The following is a 20,844-nucleotide window of genomic DNA, read 5'->3' as shown; positions in this document are numbered from 1 at the left end:
TTTAAATAATAGATAGTGTTATATTGAGTAATAAACGAAGTTAGCATTGCCGAAAGCAAGAGGACGAGCCCATATTTTTAATATTGCCATTGTACAGCGATGCCTACTAGCAACGTGTCGAGCAATCTTCTCCCATCTCTAGTGCAATTTCCTTGAAAACTGCCTCCAGCGACGATAGATTGCTAGAGTTGGCAGACAAAAGCAACTGTTGACACCACTTCAGCCTGGCTTGAAATTCTTCTGATTCCTGAGTCAAATAGATCAAAAGCAAATAGAGGACAAGATTTCGTTTCAATGGCTCATCCACTAAATCCTCTCTTCTTTCGCTGAGCTTTGATTCTATTTGTTGAATCACGTCCCAAGCATCACTAGGTAGGTCTAATGTTACACAAGTAGAAAGAACTTCTAAGACATCTTGTACTTCTTTTGATAATATCCGGGCTTCAAAATCCTCTATAGCTTGAAGGCTATTATTAAATAAAACGCTTTCAAAATCTCTGATAAGAATATCATCTATCAAACTGAATAGATGATTTCTTTTTACTTCTTTTATGGCTGCTAGATAAAGAAGAGTATTGACCACTCCATTCATTAACTCCGTGGTAGGTTGTGTCAATAATTGGTCCCTATCCGCGATAATTAGCTGGATGGACTCATTAAACAATGGTCGCTCTCTTTTCTTGTTTTCCACCGATACCCGAGGCAGAGTGGTAAACGGTGAAGTCGGTATAAGAACGGCTGGCAAGTCTAGTAAATCCGCAACAGACTTTGTACAAGCTGCCACAGAACTATTACCAATGCCAATAATATGGTCTGCACAATGTCGGAAACCAACTTCCCCACATTCTTCAACCAAGTTCTGGTCCCACTCCTCTATATAGGCTATTTTAACAATGAGTCCGTGACAAGTTAAGACTTTCACAAAGTTTTCTACAGTCGTATTATACTCCTGTTTTGCACATAAAACAAGGGGGCGATGACCTATTTTCAAAATGTCAATCGCACAAGTGTCTAAAAGATGATTTCCTTGGATAGTGCGTGAAAGACCTGAGAATTGTTTCATAGTGCCCCCTTATTTTTTAATATAGAACTGTTTAGATAGTATATCTTCCATGAATGGCAGACCAATCATCTGCAAAATCATTTACCGCCTTTTCAATGGATGGCATAGAAAAAGCTGCTTCAAATACATCTGCACCTGCCGTAATAGCCTGCGCCCCATTTGCAAATGCTTGGTTCACTTGATCCACATTTTTGAATGACGCCGCTAAAATTTTACTTTCCGAACACTCCCTGTCAATTGCTTCTGATAACTGAGCGATGACCGCATTCGAATCAATATTCAGATTGGCCATACGATTGTAGTACGGTGCCAAGTAATCTGCACCCGCTTCAATAGCTAACAAGCCCTGAAAAACGGTATAAATCGCTGTTGCTGTAATCTGATAGCCTTGCGCTTTCAATGTTTTCATAGCAGCCAAACCAGCAGGAGTTACCGGAACCTTAATATAGACATTTTCCGGTGCCAATTCACGAATTTTTTTAGCGTCTGCCAAAATCCCTTCATAATCCTTTGCCACAACTTGCACATGTAGTGAAGCATTTGGACCGATGATGTCACGGATAAGGTGCAAACGTTCAAAAAAGTCAATGTCACCTTCTTTCTTCGCAATCGTTGGGTTTGAGGTCACCCCCGCAAGGGGTAAAACCTCAGCCCATTTTCGTATTTCCTCTATATTTAAGGTGTCCAGCATGAATTCCATAATAATAACCTCTTTTACAATGTATGTTCTGTACGACCAATGATGTCGTCTTGTGTTGCTCTCGACAATACATTGAAGAATGCTGAATAACCTGCTACACGGACAATCAAATCACGGTGTTTTTCAGGATGTAGTTGTGCATCAATCAAGGTTTCTCGAGAGACAACATTGTACTGAATATGATAGCCATGCAAGCGGTTAAAGAATGTCCGCAAGAGGGCAATTAATTTTTGTTTGTCTTCTTCTTTGGCAAGTGTTTGTGGATTGACCTTCTGATTGAGCAGAACGCCTCCAACAATTTCATGCGTTGGTAATTTGGCAACTGATTTCAAAACGGATGTCGGTCCATTTTTATCCATATTATGTGATGGAGAACAACCTTCTGCCAACGGTGTACCTGCATTTCGACCATCTGGAGTTGCCAAGGTACCACGCCCTTGTCCAACGTTTGCTGAAATGGATGATGTACCTGAATAACGGATACCACCAATCGGACCACGACCAAAGCGAGTATTTGGATATTTGGCAATCTCATCGATATAAATATCATACGCTGCTGTTACCAATTGGTCTGCATAATCATCATCGTTACCATATTTTGGTGCATCTTCAATCAACATTTCCTGGATTTCTTTACCACGCTCCCCAGCATAGTCTGTTTCCAAAGCATGCCACAATTCTTCTGGAGTCAATCGTCCTTCTTCAAAGACTAATTTTTTGATTGCTGCTAGAGAATCAGATAAATTGGCAATGCCAACCTGCAGACCAGAAATGTAATCGTAAATTGCTCCGCCTTCTTTCAGGTGCTTGCCACGACCGATACAGTCATCTGTCAGAGCCGAGCAGAGAATGTCTGGTACTTCTCTTTCTAAAGCAATGTCAATTGCATTTTCAACGATAACACTCATCCGTGTTAGATGACGAAGTGTCTTTTCCCATGCCGTTTCAAGCTCTTCAAAGGATTTCATATCTTTGAAGTGACCAAAGGCTGGTGCAAACCGTTTGCCTGATGCAGGATCGATACCATCATTCATGGTAATCAATAAAACTTTCGGGAAGTTCATATAGCTCATACCTGTACAACGGTATCCCCATTTACCAGGAACAGCCGTTTCTACACAGCCAATCGCACTGTAGTCATAGGCATCTTCTTCCAAGACACCTTTCTCTATAAAGGATGGAATGATAATTTCATCGTTGTTGAAGGCAGGCATACCAAAACCAAGTTTCATGACTTCAATACATTCATTCATGAAGCGAGCATCTAGGCCTGCATGATAGCGAACAGTCAAGTTTGGCTGTGGCAGGTGTGTTTGGGCAACAGATTTCAATACTAAGTAAGAAAGTGGATTGACAGCATCCTTCTTATCACGTGTTTGTCCACCAATGGTTACATTTTGGTATAGTGGACTACCAGCAGATGAGAAGGTATGTGATTGACTACGAACCTTGTTGATAGTAATGGTCTTAATCCACAAGTTAGTCAAGCGTTCGACGATGCTGTCTTCTGTTTCACGTCCTGCTTCTAAATCAGCTTTCACATACGGATACATGTATTGGTCGAAACGTCCATAGGATAGAGAATGTCCATTCGACTCGATTTGCAAGATACACTGGATAAACCAGACAGATTGCACTGCCTCTGCAAATGTTTCAGCAGGTTCATACGGCACCTTCGCACAAATCCGTGCAATCTCCAGTAGTTCTTGACGGCGTTGAGCGGTTGGAGCTTTCTCTGCCAATTCGGTAGCCAAGGCGACAAAACGATCGGCGTATGCTTTCACCGCATCAATGATGATAAAGATTGAGTCATAGAAATGATATTTATCAATACTTGCAGGATCCATCAAATCGAGATTAGCCTTTGCTTCACGAACTCGCTCCTCAAAACCACGCAAACCTTGTTCCAATACCTTTTGGTAATTGACAGCCAAGTGGGCATCGCCAGAGTTCATCTTACCTTCCATACCAAAGAAGCCAGTTTCCATATAAACTTGAACTTCTTCTGGTAGCAAGACACCTGCACGTGAACGAAGATTATTCTTTTCCCAGAATGGAGCGATGCTGCGCAACTGCTCCTTGGTTTCCTCGGTAATATAGAAGACATCCCCGTCCCGTTTTTCGAATAAATCCAATTCATTCAATACAAACTCTAAGGTATATTCTGGGAAGATGGGAGCATCTTTATTTGAAGAAGCTTGGTTACCTGCAATCAGACTTTCTTCCTCAATATAAAGCGTCATGTTCTCCAATATTTCTTTGAGCATATAGGCCCTTTTTAATACATTGGGCTTTTCTCTATGTTCTTGATAGGCTTTTGTTGCTAAAACAGCCCGTTCCGCATCAATATAGGGCTTCTTATCAAGGACATCTTCTCTGTATTTGTTCATCCGATCTGTCAGACTTCCAAAATACTCAGTTTTAATGCTAGTGCCAGCTACTTCAGTCACTGTTTTCATAGTTTTACCCTTTCTTTCGAAACTTAATTTTGTTTCGTTTGTAAATTAAGTATATCCTGTAATAGGGGTTATTGTCAATTGATGCTAGTGAGAGCTAAGATTTCCGAAGCCAGCTGCACATTTGTGCAACTCTTTTGTCTGACATCATTGACTAAACTGTTTCTTTCATTTCACTTTCATAGGCAATCTTATCTTGGATTTTGAAGAATGGGAAATAAACAATAGTTGAGACAGCTAAAATAATGATTTGAACAACTGCACCTTGCCAACCACCCACCATAAAACCAGAAATGATTGCTGGGGTAGACCATGGTAGGGTCACACCTGAAAATGGTTGCATAAAGCCTATTGAGATTGCACCGTAGACAATGAAAGCCGCTAAGATCGGTACCAAGACAAATGGTAAGAACATAACAGGATTCATCACAATTGGAAAACCAAAGACGACTGGTTCATTAACGTTAAAGAGTGCAGGAAAGGCTGCTACCTTACCAAGAGCCTTATATTGTTTTGATTTTGCGGCAAATAGCATTGCAAAAACAATACCAAAGGTAATACCCGAACCTGACATGATCAAGAAACTATCCAAGAATTGTTGGGTCACGATGTGGGCGCCATTTTCCAGAGACAATTTATCTGCTGCTAAAAGGGCCTTATTGGCATCGAGGTTTGACAATAGTAAAGCAGTAACGACACCATTGACAACTGACTGACCATGTACACCAAACCACCAGAGGAAGGAAATGAAGAAAGCAATTCCAATCGCACCTGGTAATGAACCAGTCAAGCCTTGTAGTGGCACTTGAATCACATCGTAAATCATTTCAATGAATGTACCACCGTTTGTCGCCATCTTGGAAACAATATAGACAATCATAGATAGCAAAAAGATGACAAAAGCTGGAATCATAGCTTCAAACTGCTTGGCAATAGCTTGCGGTACTTGTTCAGGCATCTTGATAACAATATGACGCTGAATAAAAGTCGTATAGATAGCGCCCACTACCAAACCAATAATAATCGCACCGATAATTCCTTGACCACCAAACCATACTTTTGCGATGGCATCACCGATTGGTTCTCCATCAACTGGAATATAAGATGATTTCAAGAGGATAAAGAATGAAGACAAGGACAGTACACCCGCAGGGAGAGGCTCAACTCCACTATTTTTGGCGTAAGAATAGCCGATCGCAAAACAAGAAATCAAGCCCATAATTGCAAAGGTTCCGCTATAGACTTGCATAAACGGTTCAGTCCATTCCGCTCCAAATATAGAAGCTATTGCAGCATTTAAGCCTTCAAAGGGCAATTGCCCCAAAATTAAGAAAATACTACCAACTACTGTTAAAGGCAAGATAGCCAACATACCATCTTTTAGAGCGATGATCCCTTTCATATTCACAAATTTCATGATTGGGACAATAATTTTTTGTGTATCAATTTTGGACATGACCATACTCCTTTATGAAACCATGCTGAGTGCCAATTGAAGAACTTTTTTCCCGTCCAACATCCCGTAATCTGCCATTGGAATCACAGCAATAGGGACTTGCTTTTCATCACAGAGCGCTTTTGACTTATCAAGCGTATATGCTACTTGTGGTCCCAGTAAAGCTACATCGATTTCGTCAAGGTAATCTGCAATTTTCCCTTGAGAATGCGCGTCGATTTCTACTTCGACACCTGCGTCTGCTGCTGCAATCTTCATGTTGTTTACCAACATGCCTGTAGAAAAACCAGCGGCACAAAATAGAGCGATTTTAACCATTTCGGTTTCCTCCTAAATATAATTTTTTTGTTTTAGCCAACTTTTTTAAGTTCTTTCCGCAAATCAATGATTTCTTTAATCAAATTGATTTCTGTAATAGATGTCATCAAATGATCTTGCGAATGGACAAATAGTGCTGTAATATCAGATTTTGCTCCCCCAGCTTCCTGTGCTAAGAATTTTGTCTGCATATTGTGAGCTTCTAATAATGCTGCATCTGCCAATTCTAATTCCTCTTCTGCTCGCTCTTCTTCACCTGCTTTGACAAGCGACAAAGCTTGGTAGGCGTGACTTTTCGCATCTCCAGCATAAATAATCAATCCCATGATCAATTGATCTGCAATAATCATTTCCATTTCTTTTCCCTCCAATTTGTTTTATTTGTAAGTTATTATATTTCTTTCGTAAGTAAATCATATCATTTTCTCTTTATAGCGTAAATATATTTATAGAACATTTTCCGTTTTAATTTATTTTTGCACTTTTGTGCATATTTTGGGATAAAAAATACTTCAACCACCTTTAAGCGATTGAAGTATTCTCTTGCTAATTTGTATGGACGTGCTCATCATTATCCAGTTCTAAAACTTTTACGATGGTTCGTTCATCTGTTACCAGATGATGAATGTAGCCAGCTCGCAATACAGCTAAAATGGCTTGGGCCTTTTCCTCCCCATATGCAAGAGCTATGGTATCTGGAACTTCTTTTAAATCATCTAAAGAGATGGCAATGGTCCTCTTTTGTAAATCCTCAACGACAGCTTGACCGTATTGATTCAGACCACGACAGCAGGTTTCACCGACTGCACCTTCATCTGACAAGGCTTGAAAATCATCTGTCGTCAACATATCTAACCATTGACGATTTTTTTCATCGACTCGGCCGCCAATACCGATTGCTGCTACATCTAAGTCCTTCCAGTCAGCACGTAGCTCCTCGAAATATTTAGAAGAAAGAATACCTTGAGCGAGTTCTTGATTCTCCTGGATAATCGTCGCATTGATAAAACTACATTCTCCACGAAATTTATTGGCCATATCGTAAATCAGAGTATTCACATGATAACGTGCGTGGATATGACTTGGACCGCCAGCTATTGGAACAAATTTGACAGCTTTCATACGATGATTCCCTATCTTATCTACAATAAGACTGAGGCTTCTCCCCCATGAAAAACCAACTTTCTTTCCATCATCAATTAGATTGGTAAGCATATCGGCTGCAGCCTGTGCCAGACGATTTTCTAAATCAAGCTGGTCCTCATCGGTGCTGTTTTCAACCAGTTCTAAACCTTTTAATCCATATTTTTCTTGAACATATTTTTCAAGTCGGTATAGGCGTCTATCAAAATCTTGAATTTCTATTTTTACAATGCCTTCTGACTTAGCCTTGGTCAACATTCTACTGACTGTCGTTCTATAAATTCCTGTCTCAGCAGCAATCTCAGCTTGGCTTTTCCCCTCTTCGTAATAAAGATAGGCTATTTTTGCCAACTGCCTTCTTTTTTCTTGCTTCATACTGCCCCCAACCTAAACTAGCCTTACTGTGACTCTAGCATTTTCTAATTCCTTGACAAGATCTTCAGAAATCGACGTATCTGTAATGACCTGAGCAACTTGACTTAAACCAAATCTGCGAACTGTCCCTCGTTTTGTGAATTTACTAGAATCTGTTAGCACAATCATGTTTTCAGCAACGTCAGACATGTATTGTACTACTTCGCTTCGCATTAAGTTTTTACCTGTAAAACCATGCTCACTATCATAGCCATCAGTTCCTACAAAAGCCTTATCAACATGGAAAAACTGAATCATTTTATGTAAGAGCGGCCCAACTGTTACTTGGGAATCTTTTTGAAACTCACCACCCAATAAAATAATCTGACAGCTATCATATTGTCGCACATAATTGGCTATAAAATAAGAATTTGTTATGATGGTCACATTTCTCTTGGTTTTGCAAATTTCTTCTGCCAAGAGAGCACAAGTTGACCCAGACTCTATCATAATCGTTTCATTGTCGGCAATAAGATTTGCTGCTTCTTTTGCAATTCGTTTTTTTACGTCATAGCGAAAGGACATCCGAATATTGAGGTCATCGCCACTATTTAGAACAGCATAGCCGTGTTCTCTACGTAATAAACCTTTTGATTCTAACTTATCCAAATCTTTACGGATGGTTACCTTAGAAACGTCCAGTTGCTCCGCCAAACTATTGACATCTATTTTTTCATGTTGAGATACCAGTTGTATAATTTTATCTAATCGTTCCATTTCATCACCTCATCATTATTCTATCAAATTTTGACTCTTTTTCAACTATTTGCAACTTTTCAACTTACGTTCGTAATTGTAAAACTTTCTTTTGTGTGATAAAATCAAATTAATCGAAAAGGAGAAAGAGCATGAATACACGAAAAGGCATTATTTTTAACATTCAACATTTTTCACTCCATGACGGTCCAGGTATACGTACGACAGTTTTCTTGAAAGGCTGCCCCCTACGTTGTCCTTGGTGTGCAAATCCAGAATCTCAAAAACGAAAACCTGAACCCATGCTTGATGCTGTTAGTAAAAAAATGACCATCATGGGAGAAGAAAAATCTGTTGATGACATCATATCCGAAGTCATGAAAGACATTGATTTTTATGAAGAATCTGGTGGGGGGCTCACGCTGTCTGGCGGAGAAATTTTTGCCCAATATGAGTTTGCGAAAGCTATTCTTATGGAGGCAAAAAAACACGGCCTTCATACCGCTATTGAAACCACCGCTTTCGTAGAACACCGCAAATTTGTTGACCTTATCCAATACGTTGACTTTATCTATACTGATTTAAAACATTACAATACAATTTCTCATCGAAAAGTCACCGGCGTCAACAATAACCTTATCATACAAAATATCCAATACGCCTTTTCCATCGGAAAAGAAATCGTCCTACGTATCCCTGTTATCCCTGACTTTAATAATTCCCTCGAAGATGCTGAACAATTCGCCTGTCTCTTTAATCAACTCAAGATTGACAAAGTTCAACTACTCCCCTTCCATCAATTTGGAGAAAATAAGTATAAGCTTCTCAATCGAACCTATGCTATGACCGATGTCAAGGCTCTCCATCCAGAAGATTTAAAAGACTATCAAGCAATCTTCATCAAACATAATATCAACTGCTATTTCTAACTTTGAGAAATACAAAAACTTCCTCGGCTGAGCCAATAGCATTCCTATAGAAATACATACTGAAATATGCTTCCGATAGATTATCTGAAGCATATTAGTATGCAAAAAAAAGCCCACCATAAAGGTGGGCCAGGGCATCGTTTCCGATGAGAATAGAAGGTTCACACAACTATTCAAGGTCCGCTCCTGCGTTTCAATCAAATGAAGACCTCCCTAGCGTCGAAAGTGACAAAGTCACTACTCGGCTCATCGCATGAATCTATTCTACCATAATCTCAAGGATTTGCAAGCCTGATTACTCCATTCGTTCTTGAATGGTTACTTGTACTCTATCACCAGCCTGTTTACCAATAGTAGCTCGAATAGCCTTTTGAACGCCAATAATGTAACAGATATTGCCTGCTTCATCCTTAACTCCCATATTGACAATGGAGCCATCATAGGGATGACCATCAAATCTGGCATGTACCTTTACCCTCCCCTTGCCAAACTCTTCTCGTATATCATAGGGAAATATGACATAGGCTCCAACCTTGTCTGGTACCGGGTGGATAAGGGCTTCAAATTCATAGACTTTAGACATGGCTCCTCCTAGATATACTTACTAGCCTCACGGATGGACAAGCCTGCCATTTGGGAACGATATTTGTCAAGGAAAGCCCGCACCCAGTCAGGATTAGTCTTAGAATAATCCCGCAAACTCCAGCCGATTGCCTTATTGATAAAAAATTCAGTCTGATTGAGATTATTGATCAGGATTTGTTCCAACAGTTCCGTATCTGTCTTTTCTTTTTGCAAAAGTTGGTGGCCAATGGCAATTCGCCTCAACCAGAAATCATCATCCAAACTCCATTCCAAGATTGTCTGCTTTGCCTCTGGATTGTCCAAAACAATCTTACCGACTAGTTTATCTAATCCATCAATACTATCCCACCAAGACTTACTTTGAGCCAGTTTTTTCAATCGAGGTAAATCAGCTAAAACCAATTCTTTTTTCTTGGTAACCAGATAATCAATGGCGATATATTGAAATTCACGATAGGGCTTAGACCAGCAAGCCTCTACAAAGTCCCAGTCAATTCCCTGAGCCTTAGATTCTTTGAAAAATTGCCTAGCAACTTTCCGTCGATCAGGTGTCCGAACACCTAGAAAGTCAAAGTGATTCTTCATGTAGGCTTTCATAGGCTGGGCCTGACTGGCATCCGCCACAGCCAACAAGCGTTTTTCTAATTCTTCAATCTTCATTTTGCTTACCTACAAGAGATTTTTGAAGCCAGACAATATCATGCCATGTATCAAATTTATAACCAACTTTTTTGAAATGAGCTACCTGTTCATAGCCCCTCTTCTCATGGAGTGCTATAGAGGCTGGGTTTGGTAGGGCAATGCAGGCTAAGAAATTTTTAAAACCACGCACCGTCAATTCCTCTTCCAAGGCATCATAGAGCAAGGAGCCGATTCCTTTTCCTCGAGCATCTTGCTGGATATAGACAGATAATTCCACCGTCCAATCGTAAGCCGCACGGGCATAGTAGGTTGAAGCATAGGCATAACCAACAAGAGCTCCCTCTTCAACTGCGACCAGATAGGGAAACTTCTCCAAGGTCTTTTCAATTCGACTTGCAAAGGCTTCGACAGTCGGCACCTCTGTTTCAAAGGTAATAGCGGTCTTTTCTACATAAGGAGCATAAATTGCCACAAGGTCTGCAGCATCCTCTATCCTTGCGGAACGAATGTCTATCATTTAGTTCTCCAATAATTCTCTATCATAAATTGTATAATCACAACGGTAGATAATTAACCGTTTGCCATCAATCAAGAGTTCAGAAGTCTTAGGTGCATCAGATGCATAAAGAGATACTTTATCACCTACATAAGTAGCAAGCGGGGTTCCGTTTTGCGAACGAATCAAAACCACCTTTGCCTTACCTGTAAAATCATTTTTGAGACTAGATACCATACGGTTAACAAGCGGAATTGCACGATCGTAATTTGCAATATCTACTGTGGTCTGATATTTCGCATACAAGTCTTCCAAACCTTCTTCTGCTGCAATCAAAGATGAGCCTACGTGGTCAATTTCGTAATTCCCAAGTGTCACCTTCAAGACCGACGAATCCGCATTGGAATAGCCTTCGGCATCCACCGAGTCAAATTCCTGATTCCGCGAAATCGATAGGGACTTACCAGACATTTCATCTATCAATTGAGAATTTTCATCGTATGTCCGTACCGTCATCTCCAAACCAATCCATTCTTCTTTGGTATTTTTCCACCAGTTAGAAATTGACTGACAGGCAGACAAACTAACAAGGCTCAAACCAAGAACAACAGATAACATGATTTTCTTTTGCAATTTCATATAATAGTCCTCCAACATATTTTACTTATTATATCATGGAATACAAAAACCGAGAAAAAATAGATAGACCTGAGATAATAAAAAGATGGCTATGATAAACTATAGCACGGTAGGGATAGGAGACATCTACTAAATTAATATAAAGGAAGTCATTTTATGAAACAATTCTGTGCTAAACACAAAATGAAGCTACTTATTTTTTTAGCCGTTTGGAGTTTTTTCTCTGGCTGTAAAGTTCTTCTTACCTTTTTTGGGAAACCGGATGGAATGGACGGAAAATATCCTCTCTTCTTTCTAACTATTTCCTTAGTTGCACTTTATGTCCTCCCTATGATTCTTATCATTCGTTATGTAGCGAAACGTTTTGATATTTCTAAAAAAGTTATCCATCTCAGTTGGATTTTGGGTATAACAGCTAGTTTTTATTTCTCTGGTATTGGTCAAACACTTTTAGGAGCTTTTTGGTTATTCATCGTCAAACCACCTCAAACATTTATCCAAAACTGGGGAGCAGCTGTCACCGCCCCCTTCCATGAAGAGTTTGGTAAGGGCCTAGTTGTACTACTCGTACTCCTCTTGCTCAAAAAACTTACTCTAAAAAATGCCGTAGTCAGCGGTATGATTGTAGGTTTGAGTTTCCAAATTATTGAAGACGGCCTCTATGTCTTCCAACAAATCTTTAAATCTAAAGCAGATGGCTTCGCCACTCTTATCGAACGTATGCTACACGCTGGCGGAACTCACTGGGCCTTCTCCCTTGCATTCGCAGTCGGTTTGGTCGCTCTCGTCTCAAAAAATAGCGGCATGTCTAAAAAACAAGGACTTTTCTGGATGCTGATGGCTGTCTTAGCACACTTTTTCTTAAATACTCCATTCAACGAAGGACTAACATCTAACTCTGGTGAAATAACCGTTCTCATGCTCTGCTTTAGTTTCTGCGTGGCACTTGCTGCATTTTTCAAAGTAGACCAAATTGAAACGACTCAGCACCACCAGTAACACATACTAAAACAAGCCTGCATTGACAGGCTTTTATTATGTTACAAACCACGTATTCGAAATGGTTGTTGATTCATCAATATCTATTACCAATCTTTATCCCATTCCAATCTGTCCAAGAAATCGCAGATAATTATAAAAAACCGCCCCTTACAGGCGGTCACGATTCATTAAAGAAAAATGGTCACTCGATGATCTTGATACTAGTCTAGGAAACGAAGCCGCAGATTATACTTGAGTATAGGCAGACAGTTTCCCTCCCTAAAGTATTAAAAATTAAAAACATCATTCAAATTCTCAGCCATAGTCGGATGGGTGAAAATCTGCGTCTTGAAGTAGGTATAAGGAATCTTATTGTCAATCGCCATAGCAATCAAGTTAATTAACTCTTCTGAATTACGACCAAAGAGAGTCGCCCCCAGAACAAGCTTACTTTCCTTATCTACGATAACCTTGAAAATTCCTTTGAGGTCATTATTGACATGGGCACGTGGCATATTGGCAACAGGCAGTTCATTGGCAATGTAGTCGTAGCCTGCTTCCTTGGCTTCCTTCTCGGTCAGACCAACACGAGAAAGCACAGGCGTGATAAAGACGCTGGTTGGAATAGACTTACGTTGGCTCAAGCTATAAGTTCCTGTTCCAGTCAACTTGCCAAAGACGATACGGAAGTCGTCTAGGGATGTGTAAGTGAATTGTGGACCGCCATTGACATCACCTACTGCATAGACACCTGGAACGGTCGTTTCGCAGTAGTCATCCACCTTAACAGCACCATTTTCCAAAAGCTCAATCGCCGTATTTTCCAAGCCCAAGTCAGCAGTGTTTGGCACACGACCTGTCGCATAGAGGACAGCGTCAAAGACTGCCGTTTCGCCATTTACCGTCACAGCAACTTGCTCGCTCGCAGCTGCTACTTGCTCGATTTTCGCACCCAAGACAAAGGTCACACCAGCTTCTTCCATATACTCCTTGGCTAACTTAGCAACCACTTCCTCTTCTCTTGGTAAAATAGCAGAGCTGGCTTCATATACTGTCACCTGGCTACCGAGTTTGCTGTAGAGTACAGCAAATTCCAGTCCAATGTTACCACCGCCGATAATAGCCAACTTGTCAGGACGAGTTTCCAAGTTCTGAATACCTGTACTATCATAGACGTGAGCTGTGTCCAACAAACCTGGAATTGGAAGCACGCGCGACTTAGCACCTGTATTGATGACAATAGTTTCCGCAGTTAGTTGGATGGATTCCTCACCAGCTGACACTTCCACAAGCTTATCCGCCACAAACCGCGCGTGTCCTTGATACAAACTAGCACCGCTGCCTTTCAAGACTGCCTCGTTTTTATTTCGCAGGCGAGTAGTGACGGTTTCCTTTTGCTCCATGACCTGCTCAAAAGTCCAGTTTTTATCTGCTGCTACCAAGAGAGTCTTGGTTGGAATACAGCCAATATTGATACAAGTCCCGCCAAACATAGCAGGATTTTCCTCTACTAAGGCAACCTTCTTCCCAGCCACAGAAAGCTTACCTGCCAAGGTCTTACCAGCCTTACCAAAACCAATGACTACTAAATCATATTGTTCCATAAAATACTCCTTTCATTTTTTCAACATTAGTCTATCAAAAAAGAAAATTTTTGGCACAATTCTGCTACGGCCTATTATGGAGGCCTAGTTGCAGGAAAAAACATTACAATAACTGAGAAGACTTAGATAAAAAATAGGTAGATTATAGACAAAACATACTCATTTTTGATACAATGTATCCATACACTAGTTTATTAATACAGAAAGGTCAAACTATGAAAGAAAAATTTCAAATGTGTAAAACCTATCTTCCAGTCGTCTTAGCAACGATTGGATTTGTCAACGGTTGCAAAATTATCTTTGGAGAATTCGGAAAGCCAAATGGTATGGAGGCTAAATATCCTCTCTTTCTCCTCACAATTTCCTTGGTCGCTATTTACATCATCCCCCTACTAATACTGACATATTCCTTAGCTAAACGCTATAACATCTCAAAACAAGTTATAGGTCTTAGCTGGCTTTTAGGCTTAACAAGTAGCATCTCTTTTTCTGAACTTGGACATACAGCTATTGGATATTTCCTACTCGAAATTGTTAAAGCTAGTGATAATTTCCTAAATGACTGGGGCGCAGCTATTTCAGGTCCATTGGCAGAAGAAATCGGTAAAGGGCTAACTGTTCTACTTGTACTGCTTATTTGTAGAAAAATGACACTAAAAAATGCATTGGTAAGCGGAGTGATTGTTGGATTAGGTTTCCAAATCGTGGAAGACATCACCTTTGTTTTTAGAGATATGTTCATGAATAAGTTAGACGGCTTTGAAACCATTCTTGAACGCGTTGGTCAAGCTGGTTGGGCCCATTGGGTTTTCACGCTTCTATTTGCTATTGGTTTAGTAGCCCTTCTCACGAAAAATACAGGCATGTCAAAAGCACAGGGAGTATTTTGGATTGGTGCAAGCTTTGGAATCCATTTTCTCTTTAATTCACCATTCAACACTGGTATCTTCCAGACGGTGTTTCCTATCATAAGTATTTTACTTGGCTTACTTGCCTATCAAACGGTTGAGAAACTATCTGAATAGACAAAAAATCCGCCTTTGAGCGGATTTTTTATATTCATTCTTGTTAAAACAAGCCGATAGCCGTCCCGTCTGCTGCCACATCCATGTTGAGAGCTGCGGGAGCTTTTGGCAAACCGGGCATGGTCATGACATCTCCAGTCAAGGCAACGATAAAGCCTGCACCTAATTTTGGCACAAATTCACGGACTGTAATGTCAAATCCTGTTGGTGCACCGAGGGCAAACTGATCATCTGAGAAGCTGTATTGGGTCTTGGCCATGCAGACTGGCAACTTATCCCAGCCATTCTTAGCAAATTCAGCCAGCTGGTTACGAGCCTTCTTCTCAAAGACAACGCCTGTACCACCGTAGATTTGCGTAACAATCTTGGTCACTTTTTCTTCCAAACTATCCTCAGCCTTGTAGAGACGTTGGTAATTTGCTGCTTGGTTATCAATAGTAGCAACAACTGTCTCAGCCAATTCAACACCACCATCAGCGCCATTTGCCCAAACGCTTGCCAACTCGACAGGTACGCCAATTTCAGCGCAAAGTTCTTTCAAAGCTGCAATTTCATCAGCTGTATCTGAGACGAATTCGTTGATAGCAACCACCGCTGGAATACCATATTTCTGAATATTTTCAACGTGACGCTTCAAGTTAGAAAAACCAGCCTTGACTGCCTCTATATTTTCAGCAGAAAGTTCTGTCTTAGCTACACCACCGTGCATTTTAAGCGCACGCAGGGTCGCTACAATCACCACAGCATCAGGAGCCTTAGGCAAGTTCGGCACCTTAATGTCAAGGAACTTCTCTGCTCCAAGGTCAGCCCCGAAGCCTGCTTCTGTGACGGTATAGTCGGCCAATCGCAGAGCTGTTGTGGTAGCGAGGACTGAGTTGCAACCGTGGGCAATGTTAGCAAATGGACCACCATGGACAAAAGCTGGGGTGCCATAGATGGTTTGGACTAGGTTTGGCTTGATAGCGTCCTTCAAAATAAGGGTCAAAGCACCTTCCACCGCCAAATCACGCACGTAGACAGGACTGCGATCGAAACGATAACCGATAACAATATTTGCCAACCGTTCTTTCAAGTCATTGATGTCCGTCGCCAAGCACAAAATCGCCATGATTTCAGAAGCTACGGTAATATCGAATCCATCTTCACGCGGAATACCATTGAGCGGACCACCCAAGCCAACTGTTACCTTACGGAGGGCACGATCGTTGAGGTCCACAACACGTTTCCAGATAATACGACGTTGATCAATCCCAATCACATTCCCCTGATGGATATGGTTATCAATCAAGGCTGAAAGGGCATTGTTTGCTGTGGTAATGGCATGCATGTCGCCTGTAAAATGCAAGTTGATGTCTTCCATGGGTAAGACCTGAGCATAGCCACCACCTGCAGCTCCACCTTTGATCCCCATGACAGGTCCCAAAGAAGGCTCACGAAGGGCAATCATGGTTTTCTTGCCAATTTTAGAAAGAGCATCTGCCAAACCGATAGTAATAGTCGACTTACCTTCACCAGCTGGCGTTGGGTTGATAGCTGTTACTAAAATCAACTTGCCTGGCGCATTTTCCTTGACGGCATTGATTTTATCGAAAGACAATTTTGCCTTGTATTTTCCGTATAGTTCAATATCATCAAAGCTGATACCAACTTTTTCAACGATTTCTGTGATTGGTTTCAAGGTTACACTTTGTGCAATTTCAATATCTGTTTTCATGAGAGCTCCTAATTTCCTTATTTTTTATGGACATTATACCATACCACAACTTATTTTCGCATATTTTTTACTATTTATTCACTAACGTACGGAATTTTCAGAAAAACTACAGGTTCCCTTACTTAAACAGATACAAATTTTTAAAAACTGTATTCTCATCATATCATTGCTCTACACTTCCGTCTAAGGCTGATCCTTATATTTTTTATTAGTGTTATCATTTTCCAGTGTCACAGATTTATTAGCAAATGAGTTAGTGCAAACTTTACGAAAAATAGAAATTCTAGTAAAATATGAACATGAAACTATTGATTACATCAGGCGGAACAAGCGAAGCTATCGATCAAGTCCGCGCTATTACAAACCATGCTTCTGGACATCTTGGAAAAATCATTGCCGAACAAGCCTTGAAACGTGGTCATGAAGTTACTCTTGTGACTACAAGACAGGCTGTCAAACCAAATTCTCAGAAGAATTTAACCATTATCGAAATCACAAATGTTGATAGTTTGAAAGAAACATTAGAACCTTTAGTCAAAACCCATCAGGCCCTGATTCATAGCATGGCTGTATCCGATTATACACCTGTTTATATGACTGGTTTAGATGAACTAAGAGCAACTGAAGATATCTCTAGTCTACTAAAAAAACAGAATACAGAAAGCAAGATTTCATCCAAGGATGACTACCAAGTTCTTTTCTTGAAAAAAACTCCCAAGGTCATTTCCTATGTAAAAACATGGAATCCAGCTATCACACTCTTTGGCTTCAAACTATTGGTTAATGTTCCTAAGGAGGAATTATTTGCCGTAGCTCGCCAAAGCATTGAACGAAATGGCGCTGATTATATACTTGCTAATGACTTGAAGGATATTGGAGAAAATCAACACATTGCCTATCTAGTTGATAAAACAAGGGAAATTCAAGCACAGACAAAAGATGAAATTGCTCAGCTCATTTTAAATACCCTAGAAAAAGGAGAACAAAATGGCTAATATCACACTTGCCGTTACTGGCTCTATTTCAGCCTACAAAGCAGCTGACCTAACCAGTCAATTGACCAAGCTCGGTCATCAGGTTACAGTCCTCATGAGTCGCTCTGCTATGGACTTCATCACACCTTTGACTCTCCAATCCTTGTCAAAAAATCTGGTTCACACAGATGTCATGATCGAAGAAAATCCTGCTCTTATCAAGCATATCGATATTGCCAAAGAAACAGACTTATTTTTAGTTGCCCCTGCTTCTGCCAATACGATAGCTAAATTAGCTAATGGTATGGCTGACAACATTATTACTGCAACAGCCCTGGCTCTGCCAATTGGTACTAAAAAACTGCTGGCACCTGCTATGAATACTAACATGTACCTCAATCCTGCTACCCAGAAAAATATCAAAACCCTCATAGAGTATGGTTTTGAGGAAATCAAACCGCGTGAAGCTCTGCTTGCTTGCGGCGACTTTGGTACAGGCGCTCTGGCCGAGGTTGATGTGATTCTTAATAAAGTAATGGAGGTTCTAAATGAAAACAAATAAATCTAGGGACGTTGCGACTCTTGCAATATTTCTAACAATCATGATTGTCATTGAAGTGGTCAGTCAGATGATTTTTGCTAATTTTATCTTGCCAATAAAACCGACTATTACCCATATTCCCATCATCATCGCTTCCATTCTTTACGGTCCACGCTTAGGGGCACAACTGGGAGGTTTTATGGGAATAATGAGTATCATCCGCAATAGCATAATCCTTTCACCGATGAGTTATGTTTTCTCTCCTTTCGTAGAACATGGAAACTTCAATTCTATCCTGATTGCCTTAGTTCCACGTATTTTAATCGGAGTTACACCATATTTTGTTTACAAATTGATGAAAAACAAAAAGGGGCTCCTACTAGCAGGTCTTACTGGTACCTTGACAAATACAATTTTTGTCTTGACTGGTATCTTCTTCCTATTTTCTAATGTATATGCTGGGGATATAAAATTGTTACTAGCTAGTATCGTCTCATTCAATTCTATTGCAGAATTAACCATCTCCGGTCTCTTAACCATAGCTATCGTTCCAGTTTTACAGAAAGTTCAAAAATAAATATCAGAAAATCACGTGAAAGCGTGATTTTTCTTTTCAAACATGGTATAATGAAAGCGTTTAATAGAAAAATTTTTAAGGAGATATGAGATGACTTATCAAGAAACCTATCAAACATGGCTCGACTTTGCGGACCTTCCAGATTACTTGCGTGAAGAATTAGTCGCAATGGATGAAAAAACAAAAGAAGATGCCTTCTATACAAATCTTGAATTTGGTACAGCTGGTATGCGTGGTTATATTGGCGCTGGTACCAACCGCATCAACGTATTCGTCGTTCGTCAAGCTACTGAAGGTTTGGCAAAATTGGTAGAATCAAAAGGTGAAGAAGCTAAAAAACGTGGTGTTGCCATCGCTTACGACTCACGTCACTTCTCGCCAGAATTTGCCTTTGAATCAGCTCAAGTTTTGGCAGCGCATGGTATCAAATCTTATGTATTTGAAAGCCTTCGTCCAACTCCTGAGTTGTCATTTGCTGTTCGTCATTACAATGCCATCGCAGGTATCATGGTGACTGCCAGCCACAACCCGAAAGAATTTAACGGCTACAAGGTTTACGGTGAAGACGGCGGACAAATGCCACCAGCTGATGCAGATGCATTGACCAACTTCATCCGTGCCATCGACAATCCATTTACAGTTGAATTGGCTGACCTTGAAGCAAGTAAGGAAAATGGCTTGATTACGGTTCTTGGCGAAGAAACTGACGTAAAATATCTTGAAGAACTCAAAGACCTCAACATCAACCCTGAATTGATTGCTAAATACGGTAAAGACATGAAGATTGTCTACACACCACTTCATGGTACGGGTGAAATGTTGGCTCGTCGTGCCCTTGCACAGGCTGGTTTTGAGTCTGTCCAAGTTGTTGAAGCACAGGCAACTGCTGACCCTGACTTCTCTACTGTCGCTTCACCAAACCCAGAAAGCCAAGCTGCTTTTGCCCTTGCGGAAGAATTGGGCCGTGAAGTCGGTGCAGATGTCCTTCTTGCAACTGACCCTGACGCTGACCGTGTTGGTGTTGAAGTTCGTCAAGCTGACGGTTCATACTGGAACCTTTCTGGTAACCAAATCGGCGCTATCATTGCTAAATACATCCTTGAAGCCCACAAGCAAGCAGGCACACTTCCTGCAAACGCTGCCCTTGCTAAGTCAATCGTATCCACTGAGTTGGTAACTAAGATTGCAGAAAGCTACGGTGCTACCATGTTCAACGTCTTGACAGGTTTCAAGTTCATCGCTGAGAAAATCCAAGAGTTTGAAGAAAAACACAACCATACCTATATGTTTGGTTTCGAAGAGAGCTTCGGCTACCTCATCAAGCCATTCGTGCGTGACAAGGATGCTATCCAGGCTGTGCTTATGGTTGCTGAAATTGCTGCCTACTACCGTTCACGTGGTATGACCTTGGCTGACGGTATCGATGAAATCTTCAAAGAATACGGCTACTTTGCTGAGAAAACAATCTCTGTTACCCTTTCTGGTAAAGACGGTGCAGAACAAATCAAGGCAATCATGGCTAAATTCCGCGATAACTCACCAGCACAATTCAACGCAACAGACATCGCGGTCTTTGAAGACTTTGCCCTTCAAACTAAGACAGACAAAGATGGAAACGTTGAAAAACTCACTACTCCTCCATCAGATGTCTTGAAATACACCTTGGCAGATGATTCTTGGTTCGCAGTTCGTCCTTCGGGAACAGAACCAAAAATCAAATTCTACATCGCAACAGTTGGTGAAACACTTGCCGAAGCGGAAGAAAAAATCGCCAACATCGAAAAAGAAATCAACGAGTTTGTTGGGTAATCATCATAAGCTAAAAAGAGTCGCATTTGCGGCTCTTTTCTTTCTTAACTATGCGTATAGATTTTCTCGAACATAAATATAC

General features: G+C 40.7%; 22 protein-coding genes. 8 read left to right on the top strand and 14 right to left on the bottom strand.

Annotated elements, in window-relative coordinates; genetic code table 11:
* Positions 1-106: 106 nt before the first annotated feature.
* The 8 genes from K5Q22_RS03770 to K5Q22_RS03735 all read right to left on the bottom strand — a co-directional run bounded on the left by K5Q22_RS03770 (position 107) and on the right by K5Q22_RS03735 (position 8,267).
* Positions 107-1,063, bottom strand: a complete 957-nt coding sequence (locus K5Q22_RS03770; protein WP_205013580.1) for a glycerol dehydrogenase — start codon at positions 1,061-1,063, stop codon at positions 107-109.
* Positions 1,064-1,094: 31 nt separating this feature from the next.
* Positions 1,095-1,763, bottom strand: a complete 669-nt coding sequence (locus K5Q22_RS03765; RefSeq protein ID WP_024407592.1) for a fructose-6-phosphate aldolase — start codon at positions 1,761-1,763, stop codon at positions 1,095-1,097.
* Between the two features lie 14 nt (positions 1,764-1,777).
* Positions 1,778-4,222, bottom strand: coding sequence for a glycyl radical protein (locus K5Q22_RS03760; RefSeq protein ID WP_205013579.1), 2,445 nt, complete (start codon positions 4,220-4,222; stop codon positions 1,778-1,780).
* 151 nt (positions 4,223-4,373) lie between these two features.
* Positions 4,374-5,675, bottom strand: coding sequence for a PTS sugar transporter subunit IIC (locus K5Q22_RS03755; protein WP_024414650.1), 1,302 nt, complete (start codon positions 5,673-5,675; stop codon positions 4,374-4,376).
* Between the two features lie 12 nt (positions 5,676-5,687).
* Positions 5,688-5,993 carry a PTS sugar transporter subunit IIB gene (locus K5Q22_RS03750; protein WP_002935430.1) on the bottom strand — a complete coding sequence of 102 codons (306 nt, stop codon included), beginning with the start codon at positions 5,991-5,993 and terminating at the stop codon, positions 5,688-5,690.
* A 32-nt stretch (positions 5,994-6,025) separates the two neighbouring features.
* Positions 6,026-6,349 (bottom strand): PTS lactose/cellobiose transporter subunit IIA, encoded by a 324-nt coding sequence (locus tag K5Q22_RS03745; RefSeq protein ID WP_024376531.1) that lies wholly within the window; start codon positions 6,347-6,349, stop codon positions 6,026-6,028.
* A 190-nt stretch (positions 6,350-6,539) separates the two neighbouring features.
* Positions 6,540-7,511, bottom strand: a complete 972-nt coding sequence (locus K5Q22_RS03740) for a sugar-binding transcriptional regulator (protein WP_205013578.1) — start codon at positions 7,509-7,511, stop codon at positions 6,540-6,542.
* 12 nt (positions 7,512-7,523) lie between these two features.
* Entirely contained in the window at positions 7,524-8,267 is a 744-nt protein-coding gene (locus K5Q22_RS03735) for a DeoR/GlpR family DNA-binding transcription regulator (protein WP_011922238.1), read from the bottom strand.
* Positions 8,268-8,398: 131 nt separating this feature from the next.
* Here K5Q22_RS03735 and K5Q22_RS03730 point away from each other — a divergent pair, with 131 nt between their 5' ends.
* Positions 8,399-9,175, top strand: a complete 777-nt coding sequence (locus K5Q22_RS03730; RefSeq protein WP_024384400.1) for a glycyl-radical enzyme activating protein — start codon at positions 8,399-8,401, stop codon at positions 9,173-9,175.
* Between the two features lie 295 nt (positions 9,176-9,470).
* Here K5Q22_RS03730 and K5Q22_RS03725 read toward each other — a convergent pair whose 3' ends face one another.
* The 4 genes from K5Q22_RS03725 to K5Q22_RS03710 are packed head-to-tail and all read right to left on the bottom strand — an operon-like array spanning position 9,471 to position 11,537.
* The gene (locus K5Q22_RS03725; RefSeq protein ID WP_205013577.1) at positions 9,471-9,758 is read right to left on the bottom strand and encodes a DUF1905 domain-containing protein; all 288 of its coding nucleotides are present in this window, start codon (positions 9,756-9,758) and stop codon (positions 9,471-9,473) included.
* An 8-nt stretch (positions 9,759-9,766) separates the two neighbouring features.
* A complete protein-coding gene (locus K5Q22_RS03720; protein ID WP_205013576.1) occupies positions 9,767-10,420 on the bottom strand; it encodes a DNA alkylation repair protein in 654 nt (217 codons plus the stop codon).
* A complete protein-coding gene (locus tag K5Q22_RS03715) occupies positions 10,410-10,919 on the bottom strand; it encodes a GNAT family N-acetyltransferase (protein ID WP_205013575.1) in 510 nt (169 codons plus the stop codon). The genes K5Q22_RS03720 and K5Q22_RS03715 overlap by 11 nt, the downstream gene beginning before the upstream one ends.
* Entirely contained in the window at positions 10,920-11,537 is a 618-nt protein-coding gene (locus K5Q22_RS03710) for a DUF5052 family protein (protein WP_024400873.1), read from the bottom strand.
* Between the two features lie 267 nt (positions 11,538-11,804).
* On the opposite strand from K5Q22_RS03710, the gene K5Q22_RS03705 reads away from it, so the two are divergent.
* Together K5Q22_RS03705 and K5Q22_RS03700 are read left to right on the top strand one after the other, a co-directional pair.
* On the top strand, positions 11,805-12,536 hold the full coding sequence (locus K5Q22_RS03705) for a PrsW family glutamic-type intramembrane protease (RefSeq protein ID WP_228475644.1): 732 nt from the start codon (positions 11,805-11,807) through the stop codon (positions 12,534-12,536).
* Positions 12,537-12,574: 38 nt separating this feature from the next.
* The gene (locus K5Q22_RS03700; protein ID WP_205013574.1) at positions 12,575-12,748 is read left to right on the top strand and encodes a hypothetical protein; all 174 of its coding nucleotides are present in this window, start codon (positions 12,575-12,577) and stop codon (positions 12,746-12,748) included.
* A gap of 57 nt (positions 12,749-12,805) precedes the next feature.
* On the opposite strand, the gene K5Q22_RS03695 is transcribed toward K5Q22_RS03700, so the two are convergent.
* Complete coding sequence (locus tag K5Q22_RS03695; protein WP_205013573.1) at positions 12,806-14,122, bottom strand: FAD-containing oxidoreductase; 1,317 nt, start codon at positions 14,120-14,122, stop codon at positions 12,806-12,808.
* Positions 14,123-14,337: 215 nt separating this feature from the next.
* Between K5Q22_RS03695 and K5Q22_RS03690 the strand changes: the two genes are divergently transcribed.
* Positions 14,338-15,147 carry a PrsW family glutamic-type intramembrane protease gene (locus tag K5Q22_RS03690; RefSeq protein WP_105183812.1) on the top strand — a complete coding sequence of 270 codons (810 nt, stop codon included), beginning with the start codon at positions 14,338-14,340 and terminating at the stop codon, positions 15,145-15,147.
* Between the two features lie 43 nt (positions 15,148-15,190).
* Here K5Q22_RS03690 and K5Q22_RS03685 read toward each other — a convergent pair whose 3' ends face one another.
* On the bottom strand, positions 15,191-16,861 hold the full coding sequence (locus K5Q22_RS03685; RefSeq protein WP_205013572.1) for a formate--tetrahydrofolate ligase: 1,671 nt from the start codon (positions 16,859-16,861) through the stop codon (positions 15,191-15,193).
* A 299-nt stretch (positions 16,862-17,160) separates the two neighbouring features.
* Here K5Q22_RS03685 and K5Q22_RS03680 point away from each other — a divergent pair, with 299 nt between their 5' ends.
* The 4 genes from K5Q22_RS03680 to K5Q22_RS03665 all read left to right on the top strand — a co-directional run bounded on the left by K5Q22_RS03680 (position 17,161) and on the right by K5Q22_RS03665 (position 20,762).
* Entirely contained in the window at positions 17,161-17,856 is a 696-nt protein-coding gene (locus tag K5Q22_RS03680; protein ID WP_202848793.1) for a phosphopantothenate--cysteine ligase, read from the top strand.
* Positions 17,849-18,397 carry a phosphopantothenoylcysteine decarboxylase gene (gene coaC, locus K5Q22_RS03675; protein ID WP_074391200.1) on the top strand — a complete coding sequence of 183 codons (549 nt, stop codon included), beginning with the start codon at positions 17,849-17,851 and terminating at the stop codon, positions 18,395-18,397. The genes K5Q22_RS03680 and coaC overlap by 8 nt, the downstream gene beginning before the upstream one ends.
* Positions 18,384-18,953, top strand: a complete 570-nt coding sequence (locus K5Q22_RS03670; RefSeq protein ID WP_014638079.1) for an ECF transporter S component — start codon at positions 18,384-18,386, stop codon at positions 18,951-18,953. The genes coaC and K5Q22_RS03670 overlap by 14 nt, the downstream gene beginning before the upstream one ends.
* A 90-nt stretch (positions 18,954-19,043) precedes the next feature.
* The gene (locus K5Q22_RS03665) at positions 19,044-20,762 is read left to right on the top strand and encodes a phospho-sugar mutase (protein WP_205013571.1); all 1,719 of its coding nucleotides are present in this window, start codon (positions 19,044-19,046) and stop codon (positions 20,760-20,762) included.
* Positions 20,763-20,844: the final 82 nt, after the last annotated feature.

The organism is Streptococcus sp. 2018162 (genome assembly GCF_019754175.1).
GTDB lineage: Bacteria > Bacillota > Bacilli > Lactobacillales > Streptococcaceae > Streptococcus > Streptococcus hashimotonensis.
Note: the sequence above shows the minus strand (reverse complement) of the source record. Positions and strands in the feature narration are given on the sequence as shown.

Coding starts and splice junctions, on each gene's coding strand:
- K5Q22_RS03770 (WP_205013580.1), bottom strand. CDS start 1,063: ATGAAACAATTCTCAGGTCTTTCACGCACTATCCAAGGAAATCATCTT.
- K5Q22_RS03765 (WP_024407592.1), bottom strand. CDS start 1,763: ATGGAATTCATGCTGGACACCTTAAATATAGAGGAAATACGAAAATGG.
- K5Q22_RS03760 (WP_205013579.1), bottom strand. CDS start 4,222: ATGAAAACAGTGACTGAAGTAGCTGGCACTAGCATTAAAACTGAGTAT.
- K5Q22_RS03755 (WP_024414650.1), bottom strand. CDS start 5,675: ATGTCCAAAATTGATACACAAAAAATTATTGTCCCAATCATGAAATTT.
- K5Q22_RS03750 (WP_002935430.1), bottom strand. CDS start 5,993: ATGGTTAAAATCGCTCTATTTTGTGCCGCTGGTTTTTCTACAGGCATG.
- K5Q22_RS03745 (WP_024376531.1), bottom strand. CDS start 6,349: ATGGAAATGATTATTGCAGATCAATTGATCATGGGATTGATTATTTAT.
- K5Q22_RS03740 (WP_205013578.1), bottom strand. CDS start 7,511: ATGAAGCAAGAAAAAAGAAGGCAGTTGGCAAAAATAGCCTATCTTTAT.
- K5Q22_RS03735 (WP_011922238.1), bottom strand. CDS start 8,267: ATGGAACGATTAGATAAAATTATACAACTGGTATCTCAACATGAAAAA.
- K5Q22_RS03730 (WP_024384400.1), top strand. CDS start 8,399: ATGAATACACGAAAAGGCATTATTTTTAACATTCAACATTTTTCACTC.
- K5Q22_RS03725 (WP_205013577.1), bottom strand. CDS start 9,758: ATGTCTAAAGTCTATGAATTTGAAGCCCTTATCCACCCGGTACCAGAC.
- K5Q22_RS03720 (WP_205013576.1), bottom strand. CDS start 10,420: ATGAAGATTGAAGAATTAGAAAAACGCTTGTTGGCTGTGGCGGATGCC.
- K5Q22_RS03715 (WP_205013575.1), bottom strand. CDS start 10,919: ATGATAGACATTCGTTCCGCAAGGATAGAGGATGCTGCAGACCTTGTG.
- K5Q22_RS03710 (WP_024400873.1), bottom strand. CDS start 11,537: ATGAAATTGCAAAAGAAAATCATGTTATCTGTTGTTCTTGGTTTGAGC.
- K5Q22_RS03705 (WP_228475644.1), top strand. CDS start 11,805: ATGGACGGAAAATATCCTCTCTTCTTTCTAACTATTTCCTTAGTTGCA.
- K5Q22_RS03700 (WP_205013574.1), top strand. CDS start 12,575: ATGTTACAAACCACGTATTCGAAATGGTTGTTGATTCATCAATATCTA.
- K5Q22_RS03695 (WP_205013573.1), bottom strand. CDS start 14,122: ATGGAACAATATGATTTAGTAGTCATTGGTTTTGGTAAGGCTGGTAAG.
- K5Q22_RS03690 (WP_105183812.1), top strand. CDS start 14,338: ATGAAAGAAAAATTTCAAATGTGTAAAACCTATCTTCCAGTCGTCTTA.
- K5Q22_RS03685 (WP_205013572.1), bottom strand. CDS start 16,861: ATGAAAACAGATATTGAAATTGCACAAAGTGTAACCTTGAAACCAATC.
- K5Q22_RS03680 (WP_202848793.1), top strand. CDS start 17,161: ATGAAACTATTGATTACATCAGGCGGAACAAGCGAAGCTATCGATCAA.
- coaC (WP_074391200.1), top strand. CDS start 17,849: ATGGCTAATATCACACTTGCCGTTACTGGCTCTATTTCAGCCTACAAA.
- K5Q22_RS03670 (WP_014638079.1), top strand. CDS start 18,384: ATGAAAACAAATAAATCTAGGGACGTTGCGACTCTTGCAATATTTCTA.
- K5Q22_RS03665 (WP_205013571.1), top strand. CDS start 19,044: ATGACTTATCAAGAAACCTATCAAACATGGCTCGACTTTGCGGACCTT.